19 protein-coding genes are annotated in these 14,073 nt (G+C 38.5%); 18 read left to right on the forward strand and 1 reads right to left on the reverse strand.

Translation table 11 applies throughout. From position 1 onward, the window contains the following. Positions 1-2: 2 nt before the first annotated feature. Complete coding sequence (rpoC, locus tag JNUCC80_RS01205; protein ID WP_454153073.1) at positions 3-3,653, forward strand: DNA-directed RNA polymerase subunit beta'; 3,651 nt, start codon at positions 3-5, stop codon at positions 3,651-3,653. Between the two features lie 43 nt (positions 3,654-3,696). Here rpoC and JNUCC80_RS01210 read toward each other — a convergent pair whose 3' ends face one another. Continuing rightward, a complete protein-coding gene (locus tag JNUCC80_RS01210) occupies positions 3,697-4,239 on the reverse strand; it encodes a hypothetical protein (RefSeq protein ID WP_454153074.1) in 543 nt (180 codons plus the stop codon). Positions 4,240-4,407: 168 nt separating this feature from the next. Here JNUCC80_RS01210 and rpsL point away from each other — a divergent pair, with 168 nt between their 5' ends. The 17 genes from rpsL to rplE all read left to right on the forward strand — a co-directional run bounded on the left by rpsL (position 4,408) and on the right by rplE (position 14,061). Beyond that, positions 4,408-4,812 carry a 30S ribosomal protein S12 gene (rpsL, locus tag JNUCC80_RS01215; protein WP_056974562.1) on the forward strand — a complete coding sequence of 135 codons (405 nt, stop codon included), beginning with the start codon at positions 4,408-4,410 and terminating at the stop codon, positions 4,810-4,812. 19 nt (positions 4,813-4,831) lie between these two features. Beyond that, positions 4,832-5,302 carry a 30S ribosomal protein S7 gene (rpsG, locus tag JNUCC80_RS01220; protein ID WP_056974560.1) on the forward strand — a complete coding sequence of 157 codons (471 nt, stop codon included), beginning with the start codon at positions 4,832-4,834 and terminating at the stop codon, positions 5,300-5,302. A 35-nt stretch (positions 5,303-5,337) separates the two neighbouring features. Next, on the forward strand, positions 5,338-7,446 hold the full coding sequence (gene fusA / locus JNUCC80_RS01225; protein WP_454143327.1) for an elongation factor G: 2,109 nt from the start codon (positions 5,338-5,340) through the stop codon (positions 7,444-7,446). A gap of 254 nt (positions 7,447-7,700) precedes the next feature. Next, entirely contained in the window at positions 7,701-8,009 is a 309-nt protein-coding gene (gene rpsJ / locus JNUCC80_RS01230; RefSeq protein ID WP_056974556.1) for a 30S ribosomal protein S10, read from the forward strand. A 32-nt stretch (positions 8,010-8,041) separates the two neighbouring features. Beyond that, positions 8,042-8,674, forward strand: a complete 633-nt coding sequence (gene rplC, locus JNUCC80_RS01235; RefSeq protein WP_454153075.1) for a 50S ribosomal protein L3 — start codon at positions 8,042-8,044, stop codon at positions 8,672-8,674. Between the two features lie 16 nt (positions 8,675-8,690). Continuing rightward, entirely contained in the window at positions 8,691-9,314 is a 624-nt protein-coding gene (rplD, locus tag JNUCC80_RS01240; protein ID WP_454143322.1) for a 50S ribosomal protein L4, read from the forward strand. Next, positions 9,314-9,598 carry a 50S ribosomal protein L23 gene (gene rplW, locus JNUCC80_RS01245; RefSeq protein ID WP_056974550.1) on the forward strand — a complete coding sequence of 95 codons (285 nt, stop codon included), beginning with the start codon at positions 9,314-9,316 and terminating at the stop codon, positions 9,596-9,598. Before rplD ends, rplW begins: the two co-directional genes overlap by 1 nt. A gap of 20 nt (positions 9,599-9,618) precedes the next feature. Next, complete coding sequence (gene rplB / locus JNUCC80_RS01250; RefSeq protein WP_454143320.1) at positions 9,619-10,452, forward strand: 50S ribosomal protein L2; 834 nt, start codon at positions 9,619-9,621, stop codon at positions 10,450-10,452. Between the two features lie 30 nt (positions 10,453-10,482). Then, the gene (gene rpsS / locus JNUCC80_RS01255) at positions 10,483-10,764 is read left to right on the forward strand and encodes a 30S ribosomal protein S19 (protein WP_056974547.1); all 282 of its coding nucleotides are present in this window, start codon (positions 10,483-10,485) and stop codon (positions 10,762-10,764) included. A 17-nt stretch (positions 10,765-10,781) separates the two neighbouring features. Beyond that, a complete protein-coding gene (gene rplV / locus JNUCC80_RS01260) occupies positions 10,782-11,132 on the forward strand; it encodes a 50S ribosomal protein L22 (RefSeq protein ID WP_056974546.1) in 351 nt (116 codons plus the stop codon). Positions 11,133-11,155: 23 nt separating this feature from the next. Continuing rightward, positions 11,156-11,827: a 30S ribosomal protein S3 gene (gene rpsC, locus JNUCC80_RS01265; protein WP_339968939.1), complete on the forward strand. Its 672-nt coding sequence runs from the start codon at positions 11,156-11,158 to the stop codon at positions 11,825-11,827. 2 nt (positions 11,828-11,829) lie between these two features. Further along, a complete protein-coding gene (gene rplP / locus JNUCC80_RS01270; protein ID WP_056974544.1) occupies positions 11,830-12,264 on the forward strand; it encodes a 50S ribosomal protein L16 in 435 nt (144 codons plus the stop codon). Then, positions 12,254-12,451 (forward strand): 50S ribosomal protein L29, encoded by a 198-nt coding sequence (gene rpmC / locus JNUCC80_RS01275; RefSeq protein ID WP_056974543.1) that lies wholly within the window; start codon positions 12,254-12,256, stop codon positions 12,449-12,451. Before rplP ends, rpmC begins: the two co-directional genes overlap by 11 nt. Before the next feature lie 23 nt (positions 12,452-12,474). Beyond that, on the forward strand, positions 12,475-12,747 hold the full coding sequence (gene rpsQ / locus JNUCC80_RS01280) for a 30S ribosomal protein S17 (protein WP_454143316.1): 273 nt from the start codon (positions 12,475-12,477) through the stop codon (positions 12,745-12,747). A gap of 45 nt (positions 12,748-12,792) precedes the next feature. Then, a complete protein-coding gene (gene rplN / locus JNUCC80_RS01285; protein WP_056974542.1) occupies positions 12,793-13,161 on the forward strand; it encodes a 50S ribosomal protein L14 in 369 nt (122 codons plus the stop codon). Positions 13,162-13,190: 29 nt separating this feature from the next. Then, on the forward strand, positions 13,191-13,496 hold the full coding sequence (gene rplX / locus JNUCC80_RS01290; RefSeq protein ID WP_339968947.1) for a 50S ribosomal protein L24: 306 nt from the start codon (positions 13,191-13,193) through the stop codon (positions 13,494-13,496). A gap of 22 nt (positions 13,497-13,518) precedes the next feature. Continuing rightward, complete coding sequence (rplE, locus tag JNUCC80_RS01295; protein WP_339968949.1) at positions 13,519-14,061, forward strand: 50S ribosomal protein L5; 543 nt, start codon at positions 13,519-13,521, stop codon at positions 14,059-14,061. Positions 14,062-14,073 lie beyond the last annotated feature (12 nt).

The following is a 14,073-nucleotide window of genomic DNA, read 5'->3' on the forward strand; positions in this document are numbered from 1 at the left end:
TATTGATCGATGTTAACAAATTTGAGAGTATGCAAATTGGCCTAGCATCTCCAAATAAAATTAGAAGCTGGTCTTATGGTGAAGTTAAAAAACCAGAAACGATCAATTATAGAACATTAAAACCTGAACGCGATGGGTTGTTTGACGAACGTATTTTTGGTCCTACAAAGGACTGGGAATGTGCTTGTGGTAAATACAAACGTATTCGTTATAAAGGGATTGTTTGTGATCGTTGTGGTGTTGAAGTCACACGTGCCAAAGTTCGTCGTGAACGTATGGGACACATTGAATTAGCTGCTCCTGTTACACATATTTGGTACTTCAAGGGTATTCCAAGTCGTATGGGTCTTGTGTTAGACATGAGTCCTCGTCACTTAGAAGAAGTCATTTACTTCGCTGCTTACGTTGTAATTGATCCAGGTAAATCAGACCTAGAACAAAAACAATTATTAACAGAAGCTGAATACCGTGAAAAACGTGCTGAATTTGGTGCAACATTTAATGCCAAAATGGGTGCTGAAGGAATCAAAGAATTACTTCAAAGTGTTGATCTTGAAGGTGAAGTTAAATCACTTAAAGAACAATTACAAACTGCTCATGGACAAAAGAGAACACGTGCTATCCGTCGTTTAGACATCTTAGACGCGTTCAAAAAATCAGGTAACTTACCTGAATCAATGGTAATGGAAGCAATTCCTGTTATCCCACCTGACCTACGTCCAATGGTTCAACTTGAAGGTGGCCGTTTTGCAACAAGTGATTTAAACGATTTATACCGTCGTGTTATTAACCGTAATAACCGTCTAAAACGTTTGCTTGACTTGAATGCACCAAACATTATCGTTCAAAACGAAAAACGTATGTTACAAGAAGCGGTTGATGCTTTAATTGATAATGGTCGTCGTGGCCGTCCTGTTACAGGACCTGGTAACCGTCCATTGAAATCACTTTCACACATGCTTAAAGGTAAACAAGGACGTTTCCGTCAAAACTTACTTGGTAAACGTGTTGACTACTCAGGTCGTTCTGTTATCGACGTTGGACCAACACTTAAGTTCTACCAAGCAGGACTACCACGCGAAATGGCACTTGAATTGTTCAAACCATTTGTGATGCGTGAATTAGTTAAACGTGAACTTGCTTCAAACATCCGTAACGCAAAACGCAAAATTGATCGTCGTGATGATGATATTTGGGATGTTTTAGAAGAAGTTATTAAAGAAAGACCAGTTCTACTTAACCGTGCCCCTACGCTTCACCGTCTAGGTATTCAAGCGTTTGAACCGGTTCTAGTTGAAGGTAAAGCTATTCGTTTACACCCACTTGCAACTGAAGCGTATAACGCCGACTTTGATGGGGACCAAATGGCTGTTCACGTACCTTTATCTGACGAAGCTCAAGCTGAAGCAAGAATGTTAATGCTTGCTGCTCACCATATTTTGGCTCCTAAAGATGGTCGTCCTATCGTTACGCCTTCTCAAGACGTTGTTTTAGGTAACTACTACTTAACACTTGAAGAGCGTAATCGTGAAGGCGAAGGTATGATTTTCTACTCTGCTGAAGAAGCATTCCGTGCTTACCAAGCAGGTAAAATTCACTATCACACACGTATTGGTCTATCAACAGACTCAATGCCAGAAAAACCATTTACAGAAAACCAAAAAGGTAAAATCTTGTTAACTTCATTTGGTAAACTTGTGTTTAACCAAATCTTGCCAGAAGATTTTGTTTACGTGAATGAACCAACACAATCTAACTTGGTAAGCGGTCTATCAGATGACCACTTCTTAAACCCAGGTGAAGATATTCACGAAAAACTAGCCGAAAAACAATTAGTAACACCATTCAAGAAAGGTTACTTGAGTGATGTCATTGCTGAAGTCTTCAAAGTTTACAAAGTTCAAAGAACTTCTGAACTACTTGACGACTTGAAACAAGTTGGTTATGAAGTTTCAACAGTATCAGGACTTACAGTGGGTGTGGCTGACGTGCCAACACTACCTGATAAAGATGATATTGTTAACGATGCTCATAAGAAAGTGGCAACTGTTGCTAAACAATTCCGTCGTGGTTTGATCACTGATGAAGAACGTCACGAACGTGTTATCAGTGTTTGGAACGATGCCAAAGATACTATCCAACAACGACTAATTGATGACTTTGATCCATCAAACCCTATCAACATGATGAGTGACTCAGGAGCTCGTGGTAACATCTCTAACTTTACTCAGCTTGCTGGTATGCGTGGTCTGATGTCAGCTCCTAACGGTGGTATGATGGAAGTTCCTGTTACATCTAACTTCCGTGAAGGTCTAACAGTTATGGAGATGTTCATGTCCACTCACGGTGCCCGTAAGGGAATGACTGATACGGCGTTGAAGACAGCTAACTCAGGTTACTTGACTCGTCGTCTTGTTGATGTTGCACAAGATGTTATCGTTCGTGAAGATGACTGTGGTACTGACCGTGGTTTAGTTGTTGCATCTATTAAAGAAGGTAACGAAATGATTGAACCATTATTCGATCGTTTAGTTGGCCGTTATACACAAAAATCAATCTTCCATCCTGAAACAGGTGAAGTACTGGTTAAACCAAATACTTTACTTGATGAAGAATCAGCACAAATGGTTATTGATGCAGGTGTTGAAACAGTGACAATTCGTTCAGCCTTCACATGTAATACTAAACATGGTGTTTGTCAAAAATGTTACGGACGTAACTTGGCAACTGGTGAAGAAGTTGAAGTTGGTGAAGCAGTGGGTACTGTTGCTGCGCAATCAATCGGTGAACCCGGAACTCAGCTTACAATGAGAAACTTCCATACCGGTGGGGTTGCCGGGGGTGAAGATATCACTCAAGGTCTTCCTCGTGTGCAAGAGTTGTTTGAAGCTCGTAATCCTAAAGGGCTTGCAACTATTACAGAAGCTGCCGGAACAATTACTTCTATTGAAGAAAATCCAGCAGATCACACTCGTGAAATCACAGTTGAAGGTAATATTGATACTAGAACTTATAGTGTGCCTTATACAGCAAGTATGGCTGTTGCCGAAGGTGATGAAGTTCGTCGTGGGGACAAATTAACTCACGGTTCAATTGATCCAAAACAATTAATTCGTGTACGTGACGTGTTATCTACAGAAACTTACATCTTGGATGAAATCCAAAAAGCTTACCGTATGCAAGGGGTAGAAATCTCAGATAAGCACGTTGAGGTTATGGCTCGTCAAATGCTACGTAAAGTGCGTATCCTTGATCCAGGTGAAACAGATACATTACCAGGTACATTGATGGATATTAGCGAATTTACAGACAGTAACCGCGAAACAATTATCAATGGTGGTGTGCCAGCTACTGGACAATCAGTTATCTTGGGTATTACAAAAGCATCTCTTGAAACAAATAGTTTCTTGTCAGCTGCTTCCTTCCAAGAAACAACTCGTGTTCTTACTGATGCATCTATCCGTGGTAAAAATGATCCACTTCTTGGACTTAAAGAAAACGTTATTATTGGTAAAATCATTCCAGCTGGTACTGGTATGGCCAAATACCGTGAGATGGAACCAATTGCTAAAAATGCAAAACCATCTTCAGTTTATTCAATTGCAGACATTGAAAAACAAATGCAAGAACAAGAAGAACAATCAACTAACTAGTTGTAAACAAAAAAGCGATTCACTTAACAGTGAGTCGCTTTTTTTATGCGCTTAAAACTTTAATCAATAAAAAGCTTATAACTAGGTAGGGGACAAAAGGATGTTCCGCTTTCAAATTAGAAAATTGACAAGCGATTAAAATTAAGCATCCCATAATTAAAGTGTCGTTAGCTAGTTCAAAGGAATAATTAATTCCAATAGCAAGATAAATGAAGCAATCGCCTAGTCCCATTTTTTTGAAATAGATACTAATCAGTAGAGCAATTACTGTAACTAGTCCGATGAGGTAATCGGAAGAATTAAAGTCGTAGTGATAGGCGCCAATTAAAATGCTGGGCACAAGCACTAAAGGATAAATATAGTTATCGTGGCAATCGGTTAAACTACAAAATAGTAGTGCAAGTAGTAAAGGATAGTTGCACACTAAATCAGTTGCATAATCACTTAGCCAGACAAAAAGTAAATGGCCGATTAAAATAATATATTTTGAATTTAATTGTGAATCAAAGTCCGGTGTTCTAAAATTTGGATTAAAAATAAAGTGCCAGCTGAGTAGCGTAAAAGGAAATGTCGATAGTAGTATCACAAGCAGTCAACCTCCACAAATAATTACGAAATATTTTTATTTTTATATTGACGATGTCAAAAATAAGTGATAGATTTGTATAGGTATTTTATTAGAATATTAACCATCCAGCGAGCAAAAATGACACTCCTGGATGTGTGTGTTTAAATTATTAGGAGGATATCTTTTATGCCAACAATTAACCAATTGGTAAGAAAAGGTCGTAAGTCCAAAGTTTCTGGTTCAGATGCACCAGCTTTGAACTACGGTTATAACAGTAAAAAGAAAAAATTAACAGATAACCCTGCACCACAAAAACGTGGGGTTGCTACTCGTGTTGGAACAATGACACCTAAAAAACCTAACTCAGCGTTACGTAAATACGCTCGTGTACGTTTGTCAAACATGATCGAAGTTACAGCTTACATCCCAGGTATCGGACACAACTTGCAAGAGCATAGTGTTGTCTTAATCCGTGGGGGACGTGTAAAGGACTTGCCAGGGGTTCGTTACCACATCGTTCGTGGTGCGCTTGATACTGCTGGTGTTGACGGACGTAAACAAGGTCGTTCTAAATACGGTGCTAAAAAATAAAACGTAGGAGGAAATTTTAATGCCAAGAAAAGGTAACGTGCCAAAGAGAGACATTTTGCCAGATCCAATCTATAACTCAAAACTTGTTTCTCGCTTAATTAACCAATTAATGATGGATGGTAAACGCGGTAAAGCTTCTACTATCTTATACGATGCATTTAACATCATCAAAGAAACTACTGGTAATGAACCAATGGAAGTATTTGAAGAAGCTATGAACAACGTTATGCCACTTCTAGAAGTTAAAGCAAGACGTATTGGTGGAGCTAACTACCAAGTTCCTATCGAAGTTCGTCCAGCAAGAAGAACAACTTTAGGTCTTCGTTGGATCGTAAACTACTCAAGATTACGTAACGAACATACAATGGACGAAAGACTAGCAAACGAAATCATGGATGCAGCTAACAATACAGGTGCTTCTGTGAAAAAACGTGAAGACAGTCACAAAATGGCTGAAGCTAACCGTGCGTTCGCTCACTACCGCTGGTAATATAGTCTATTTGTTTTTTAAAAGGAGTAAATTAAATGGCAAACAAACGTGCATTCCCGCTGGATAAAACACGTAATATCGGTATCATGGCCCACATCGATGCTGGTAAAACAACTACTACAGAACGTATCTTGTACTATACAGGACGTATCCACAAAATTGGTGAAACTCACGATGGTGGTTCACAAATGGACTGGATGTCACAAGAACAAGAACGTGGTATCACAATTACATCTGCTGCTACAACAGCTCAATGGCATGATAACCGTATCAACATCATCGATACTCCAGGACACGTTGACTTCACAATCGAAGTTGAACGTTCACTTAGAGTTCTAGATGGTGCGATTACAGTTTTAGATGCGCAATCAGGTGTTGAACCACAAACTGAAAATGTTTGGCGTCAAGCTACAACATATAACGTTCCTCGTATCGTTTTTGTTAACAAAATGGATAAATTAGGTGCTGACTTTGATTACTCAGTAAGCACATTGCATGACCGTCTACAAGCAAATGCACAACCTATCCAAATGCCAATCGGTGCAGAAGATGATTTCGAAGGAATTATTGACTTAATCGAAATGGAAGCTGATGTCTACAGTGATGAAGATAAATTAGGTTCAAAATTCGATAAAGTTGAAATCCCTGCAGATTACTTAGAAGAAGCTCAAAAACGTCGTGCTCAATTAATTGAAGCTATTGCTGACGTTAACGATGACATCATGGATAAATACCTTGAAGGTGAAGAAATCACAAATGCTGAGCTAAAAGCTGCTATCCGTAAAGCAACTCTTGACTTAGAATTTTACCCAGTTCTTGCTGGTTCAGCCTTCAAAAACAAAGGTGTTCAAATGTTGATGGACGCGGTTGTTGATTACTTACCATCACCGCTTGATGCTACACCTTATAAAGCTGTAGATCCAAAAACTGATGAACATGAAGAATTAATCGCTGGTGATGACAAAGACTTTGCAGCTTTAGCATTTAAGATTGCAACTGACCCATTCGTTGGTCGTTTGACATTCTTCCGTGTTTACACAGGTACACTTGAAGCTGGTTCATACGTATTAAACGCTTCAAACAACACACGTGAACGTGTTGGTCGTTTACTACAAATGCACGCTAACCACCGTGAAGAAATTCCTGAAGTATTCTCTGGTGATATTGCTGCTGCTATTGGTCTTAAAGCTACAACAACAGGTGACTCACTAACAGACTTGAAACATCCATTAATTCTTGAATCAATGGAAATTCCAGCACCTGTTATCCAAGTATCTGTTGAGCCTAAATCAAAAGCTGACCGTGATAAATTAGATGTTGCTATCCAAAAACTTTCTGAAGAAGATCCTACATTCCAAGCTGAAACAAACCCAGAAACAGGGGAAACATTGATTGCTGGTATGGGTGAACTTCACTTAGATATCATGGTTGACCGTATGAAACGTGAATTTAACGTTGAAGCTAACGTTGGAGCTCCTCAAGTTGCTTACCGTGAAACATTCACAAAACCAGCTACAGCTCAAGGTAAATTCGTTCGTCAATCTGGTGGTAAAGGTCAATATGGTGACGTATGGATCGAATTTACACCAAACGACGAAGGTGAAGGATTCGAATTCGAAGACGCTATCGTTGGTGGGGTTGTTCCTCGTGAATACATCCCTTCAGTTGAACAAGGTCTTAAAGAATCAATGGAAAACGGTGTTCTTGCTGGTTACCCATTGATTGACGTTAAAGCTAAATTGTTCGATGGTTCTTACCACGATGTCGATTCATCTGAATCTGCTTATAAAGTTGCTGCTTCTATCGCATTGAAAGAAGCTGCTAAAAAAGCTGGTGCTGCTGTTCTAGAACCTATCATGAAAGTAGAAGTTATTGCACCTGAAGAATATCTTGGAGATATCATGGGTCAAGTAACTGCTCGTCGTGGTCGTGTTGAAGGTATGAACGCTCGTGGTGGTGCGCAAGTTGTTAACGCATTTGTGCCACTTTCAGAAATGTTCGGTTACGCTACAACACTTCGTTCAGGTACACAAGGTCGTGGTACATTTACAATGGTATTTGACCACTACGAACCAGCTCCAAAATCAATTCAAGAAGAAATCATTAAGAAAAATGGTGGAAACACATCTTCTGATGCTGAATAAAATTAACAATAAATCTTTTGCCGAAAGGTAAAAGATTTTTTTGTTTAGCCCTTGTAATTAGGATTTCTGTGAAGTATAATATTATACGTGCTGATTTTGAAGAGGATTTGATAGTCTTCTTTGACTATTAGCAATAAAAATTAGAGCGATGAAGCGGAAGGTTGCGACACACCCGGCTGCATTGCCACAGTGGATGTGTTCGGATAATTTTCGCCGAGCAAGTCATCTTTAAAAAGAGACGAGGAGGTAAAAAAATGGCAGGTCAAAAAATTCGTATCAGATTGAAAGCTTATGAACATAGCATTTTAGATCAATCTGCAGAAAAAATTGTGGAAACAGCAACAAGAACTGGTGCTGAAATCTCAGGTCCAATTCCATTGCCAACAGAACGTAAACTTTTCACAGTGATTCGTTCACCACATAAACACAAAGACTCACGTGAACAATTTGAAATGCGTACACACAAACGCTTAATTGACATCGTGAACCCAACACCTAAAACAGTAGATTCATTAATGAAATTGGATTTACCTAGTGGTGTAGATATCGAAATTAAATTATAATAATTAATAAATAAAATTACGGAGGTGTAAACATGACCAAAAAAGGAATCTTAGGAAAAAAAGTTGGAATGACACAAGTCTTCACAGAATCTGGTGAATTAGTTCCCGTAACAGTTATTGAAGCTACTCCTAACGTTGTTTTACAAGTTAAAACAATGGAAAGTGATGGCTACGAAGCTGTTCAACTAGGTTACAAAGATCAACGTGACATCTTGTCAAACAAACCAGCTAAAGGTCATGCTGCAAAAGCTAAGACTTCACCTAAGCGCTTCATTAAAGAATATCGTAATGTTGAGCTTAGCGAATACGAAGTAGGCTCAGAAATTACTGTAGAAACATTTACTGAAGGTGACAAAGTAGACGTAACCGGAGTAAGTAAAGGTCATGGTTTCCAAGGTGCTATCAAGCGTTGGGGTCAATCACGTGGACCAGAAACACATGGTTCAAGATACCACAGACGCCCGGGTTCAATGGGATCTATTATCAACCGTGTATTCAAAGGTAAACGTTTACCAGGACGTATGGGTAACAAACAAGTTACAGTTCAAAACTTGGACATCGTAAAAGTTGTTGCTGACAAAAACGTTATCATGATTCGTGGTAATGTTCCTGGTGCTAAAAAATCAACAGTAAGTATCCAAACTACTGTAAAGAATAACAAGTAAGAAAGGAGGATAAAAATTGCCTAACGTTAATGTATTAGATCAAACAGGTAAAAATGCAGGTCAACTTGAATTAAATGAACAAATCTTTGGTATTGAACCAAATGAAAGTGTTTTATTTGATGCAGTGATTATGCAACGTGCTTCTTTAAGACAAGGAACACACTCAGTTAAAAACCGTTCTGCCGTACGTGGTGGAGGTAAGAAACCATGGAGACAAAAAGGAACTGGACGTGCTCGTCAAGGTTCTATCAGATCTCCTCAATGGCGTGGTGGTGGTGTTGTATTTGGTCCTACTCCACGTTCATACGCTTACAAACTACCTAAGAAGGTAAGACGTTTAGCTCTTAAATCTGCTCTTTCACAAAAAGTTGCAGGTGAAGACATGGTAGTTGTTGATCAATTATCATTCGACACACCAAAAACAAAAGAATTTGCAAACTTCTTAAACAACGTTAAAGTTGATACAAAAGTTTTAGTAGTTGTTGATTCAGAAAACAAAAACGCTGCTTTATCAGCTCGTAACTTAGAAAACGTTACAATTATTCCTGCTGAAGGTTTAAACGTATTGGATATTGTAAATAACCAAAAAATCGTTTTAACTAAAGCTGCTGTACAAAGTATCGAGGAGGTGCTCGCATAATGGAAGCTCGCGATATTATTTTAAGACCCGTTATTACGGAAGCTTCAATGGGCGCAATGGATGCTCGTAAATACACTTTCGACGTTAATGTAAACGCTGACAAGACTCAAGTACGTCGTGCAGTAGAAGAAATCTTTGACGTTAAAGTTCAAAACGTAAACATCATGAATGTTCGCGGTAAACAAAAAAGAGTTGGCCAATATGTGGGAACAACTCGTCGTCGCAGAAAAGCTATTGTAACTTTAACTGCTGACTCAAAAGAAATTACAATTTTCGAAAACTAATCATATAGGAGGTAAGTCAAGTGGCTATCATTAAACACAAACCAACGACAAATGGTAGACGTCATATGACTGGCTCTGATTTTGCTGAAATCACAAAGAAAGCTCCTGAAAAATCTTTGCTTGATTCACAAAGCAGTAAAGCAGGCCGTAACGCACATGGTCATATTACGGTAAGACACCGCGGTGGTGGACATAAACAAAAATACCGTATCATCGATTTCAAACGTAACAAAGACAATGTAAAAGCAACTGTTAAGGCTATCGAATACGATCCAAACAGATCAGCTAACATTGCACTTGTTGCTTATCATGATGGTGTGAAATCATACATTTTAGCACCTAAAGGCATCAAAGTTGGACAAATCGTTGAATCAGGTGAAAATGCAGATATTAAAGTAGGTAACACATTACCACTTAAAAACATTCCTGATGGAACATTAATCCACAACATTGAAATGAAACCTGGTAAAGGTGGACAACTTGTTCGTTCAGCAGGTACATCTGCTCAAGTTCTTGGACAAGAAGAAAAATACACATTAATTAAACTTAACTCTGGTGAAGTTCGTATGATTCTTTCAACTTGCCGTGCAACAATCGGTTCAGTTGGTAATGAACAACACGAATTAATCAACATTGGTAAAGCTGGTCGTAAACGCTGGTTAGGTTTCCGTCCTACAGTTCGTGGTTCTGTAATGAACCCTAACGATCACCCTCACGGTGGTGGTGAAGGTCGTGCACCTATCGGACGTCCATCTCCAATGTCACCATGGGGCAAGAAAACTATGGGTGTTAAAACACGTAATAGTAAAGCTAAATCAGAAAAACTTATTATTCGTCATCGTAAAGGCAAATAGTAATAGTTAAACAGTAAGGGAGGTCTAGAAATGAGCCGTAGTATTAAAAAAGGTCCATTCGCTGACGCGCATTTATTGAAAAAGGTCGAAGCTCAAGCTGATCAAGAAAAAAAACAAGTTATTAAAACTTGGTCCCGTCGTTCAACTATTTTTCCAACTTTCATTGGATACACAATAGCTGTCTACGATGGTAGAAAACACGTACCAGTATTCATTTCAGAAGACATGGTAGGACACAAACTAGGTGAATTCGTACCTACAAGAAAATTCCATGGTCATTCAGGAAATGACAAACAAACTCAAGGTAAATAGAAAGGAGAATTCGTCTGATGGCAGATACAGTTACAAGCGCTAAAGCTAAAGTAAGAATGGTTCGTCTTGCACCTAGAAAAGCCCGCTTAGTTGTGGACTTAATTCGTGGAAGAAACGCAGCTGAAGCTTTGGCTATCTTGCAATTCACACCTAAAGCTGGCTCACCTATCGTGGCTAAAGTTTTAAAATCAGCAATTGCAAACGCTGAACATAATTTTGATTTAGAATCTGCAAACCTCTACGTTTCTGAGGCATATGTGAATGAAGGACCTACTTTGAAGAGATTTCGTCCGCGTGCCAAAGGTGCGGCTTCTCCTATTAACAAGAGAACAAGTCACATTACAATTGTAGTTTCAGAAGCTGAATAAAAAATAATAAGGAGGTCAATTTAATGGGTCAAAAAGTTAATCCAATAGGCTTTCGTCTTGGCGTTATCCGCGACTGGGAAGCTAAATGGTACGCTGAAAAAGATTTCGCAAACTTCTTACACGAAGATTTGAAAATCAGAAAATTCATTGAAAAGAAATTAGCAACTGCTTCAGTTTCACAAGTTGAAATTGAACGTGCTGCAAACAAAGTTAACATTTCAATCCACACAGCAAAACCAGGTATGGTTATTGGTAAAGGTGGTTCTGAAGTTGAAGCTTTAAGAAAACAAATTAATGCGCTAACTAACAAACAAGTTCACATTAATATTGTTGAAATCAAAAAACCTGATTTGGATGCAACTCTAGTAGGTGACAGCATTGCTCGTCAACTAGAAGCTCGTGTTGCATTCAGACGTGCACAAAGACAAGCTACTCAAAGATCAATGAGAGCTGGTGCAAAAGGTATTAAAACTCAAATCTCAGGTCGTTTAAATGGTGCTGACATGGCGCGTAAAGAATGGCATACAGAAGGTACAGTTCCTCTTCACACATTAAGAGCAGATATTGACTATGCTTGGGTTGAAGCAGCAACTACCTACGGACAAATCGGTGTTAAAGTATGGGTTTGTCGTGGAGAAGTATTGCCAACACGTAATGAAAGTACAATTAATAAGGACGCGAAAGGAGGAAACTAATCGTGTTAGTTCCTAAACGTGTTAAACACCGTCGTGAATTCCGTGGTAAAATGCGCGGAGCAGCTAAAGGCGGTAAACAAGTAAGTTTCGGTGAATACGGTTTACAAGCTGTTGAATCTCACTGGATCACAAATAGACAAATCGAAGCAGCACGTATTGCTATGACACGTTACATGAAACGTGGTGGGCAAGTTTGGATTAAAATTTTCCCTCATAAATCATATACAGCAAAAGGTGTAGGAGTACGTATGGGTTCTGGTAAAGGAGCTCCAGCAGGTTGGGTTGCTCCAGTTAAACGAGAAAAAATCTTGTTTGAAATTGGTGGCGTTTCTGAAGAAGTTGCGCGTGAAGCTTTAAGACTTGCATCTCATAAATTACCAATTAGAACCAAGTTCGTAAAACGTGAGGAAGTAGGTGGCGAATCTAATGAAAGCTAATGAAATTAAAGAATTAACCACTGAGCAAATTATTGCCAAAGAAAAGCAATATAAAGAAGAATTGTTCAACTTGCGTTTTCAACAAGCCACAGGGCAACTTGAAAATACAGCTCGCTTAAAGCAAGTTCGCAAAAACATTGCTCGTATCAAAACAATCTTGCGCGAACAAGAATTGAACAATAAATAAGATAGTGGAAGGGAGTTATAAACTTGAGCGAAATTAACGAAAGAAATAGTCGTCACGTACACCAAGGACGTGTTGTCTCTGATAAAATGGACAAAACAATTACCGTAGTTGTTGAAACACAAAAGAAACATTCTGTGTACGGAAAACGTGTTAAGTACTCTAAAAAATACTACGCACACGATGAAAACAACGAAGCTAAAGTTGGAGATATTGTTCGTATCATGGAAACCCGACCATTGTCTCGTTCAAAACGTTACCGTTTAGTAGATGTTGTAGAAAAAGCAGTTATCATCTAATCTAAAATAATGCGAATAATCTCTTAGGCGAGAGGAGGAACTCAAGTGATCCAACAAGAAACAAGACTTAAAGTTGCTGATAACTCAGGAGCACGTGAAATTTTAACTATTAAAGTTTTAGGTGGTTCTGGTAGAAAAACTGCCAATATTGGTGATGTTATTGTTGCAACAGTTAAACAAGCAACACCAGGTGGCGTTGTCAAAAAAGGTGACATTGTAAAAGCTGTTATTGTAAGATCTGCATCAGGTGCAAGACGTGCCGACGGATCATACATTAGTTTTGACGAAAACGCAGCAGTTATTATCAACGAAGATAAAAGCCCTCGTGGAACACGTATTTTTGGGCCTGTTGCTCGTGAATTACGTGAAAATGCATTCATGAAAATCGTGTCATTGGCACCTGAAGTTTTATAGAATCTGATTGATAATAGGGAGGTGCGCACATGTTTGTTAAAACAGGCGACAAAGTTAAAGTTATTGCCGGTAAAGATAAAGGCAAAGAAGGTTCAGTCTTAAAAGTTTTAAACAAAGAAGACCGTGTGGTTGTTGAAGGTATTAATATGGTGAAAAAACATAGTAAACCTTCTCAAATGAATCCCCAAGGTGGTATTCAAGATCAAGAAGCACCTATTCACGTTTCAAACGTTATGTTGATTGATCCAGAAAACAACGAAGCAACAAAAGTTAAATTTGAAATCGTAGACGGTAAAAAAGTTCGCGTTTCAAAGAAAACTGGTAAACAATTATAAAATTAAGAGAGGAGGACAATAAGTGGCTAATCGTTTAAAAGAAAGATACGTTTCTGAAATTACACCTGCTTTGGTTGAAAAATTCAATTACAAATCAGTTATGCAAGTTCCAAAAATTGAAAAAATTGTTTTGAACATGGGTGTTGGTGATGCTATCACAAACGCTAAAAACCTTGATGATGCTGTTAACGAATTAACATTAATCTCAGGTCAAAAACCTTTGATTACCAAAGCTAAAAAATCAATTGCTGGCTTCCGTTTACGTGAAGGTATGTCAATTGGTGCAAAGGTTACTTTACGTGGTGACCGTATGTATGATTTTCTAGACAAATTAATTAACGTTTCGCTTCCTCGTGTTCGTGATTTCCATGGTGTTAGTGCTAAGTCTTTTGATGGACGTGGTAACTATACATTAGGTATCAAAGAACAACTTATCTTCCCTGAAGTGGATTACGACCAAGTAAATCGTGTTCGTGGATTAGATATTGTTCTTGTAACAACTGCAAATACTGATGAAGAAGCAAGAGAATTATTGACTCAAGTTGGTATGCCTTTTGCTAAATAAGTTTAAGGGAGG

Source organism: Holzapfeliella sp. JNUCC 80 (assembly GCF_053667655.1).

What these genes read in the sequence shown, in the direction of transcription:
- rplC (WP_454153075.1), top strand. Translation starts at nt 8,042, where the DNA reads ATGACCAAAAAAGGAATCTTAGGAAAAAAAGTTGGAATGACACAAGTC.
- rpsS (WP_056974547.1), top strand. Translation starts at nt 10,483, where the DNA reads ATGAGCCGTAGTATTAAAAAAGGTCCATTCGCTGACGCGCATTTATTG.
- rpsG (WP_056974560.1), top strand. Translation starts at nt 4,832, where the DNA reads ATGCCAAGAAAAGGTAACGTGCCAAAGAGAGACATTTTGCCAGATCCA.
- rplX (WP_339968947.1), top strand. Translation starts at nt 13,191, where the DNA reads ATGTTTGTTAAAACAGGCGACAAAGTTAAAGTTATTGCCGGTAAAGAT.
- rpmC (WP_056974543.1), top strand. Translation starts at nt 12,254, where the DNA reads ATGAAAGCTAATGAAATTAAAGAATTAACCACTGAGCAAATTATTGCC.
- rplV (WP_056974546.1), top strand. Translation starts at nt 10,782, where the DNA reads ATGGCAGATACAGTTACAAGCGCTAAAGCTAAAGTAAGAATGGTTCGT.
- rpsJ (WP_056974556.1), top strand. Translation starts at nt 7,701, where the DNA reads ATGGCAGGTCAAAAAATTCGTATCAGATTGAAAGCTTATGAACATAGC.
- rpsC (WP_339968939.1), top strand. Translation starts at nt 11,156, where the DNA reads ATGGGTCAAAAAGTTAATCCAATAGGCTTTCGTCTTGGCGTTATCCGC.
- rpsL (WP_056974562.1), top strand. Translation starts at nt 4,408, where the DNA reads ATGCCAACAATTAACCAATTGGTAAGAAAAGGTCGTAAGTCCAAAGTT.
- fusA (WP_454143327.1), top strand. Translation starts at nt 5,338, where the DNA reads ATGGCAAACAAACGTGCATTCCCGCTGGATAAAACACGTAATATCGGT.
- rplW (WP_056974550.1), top strand. Translation starts at nt 9,314, where the DNA reads ATGGAAGCTCGCGATATTATTTTAAGACCCGTTATTACGGAAGCTTCA.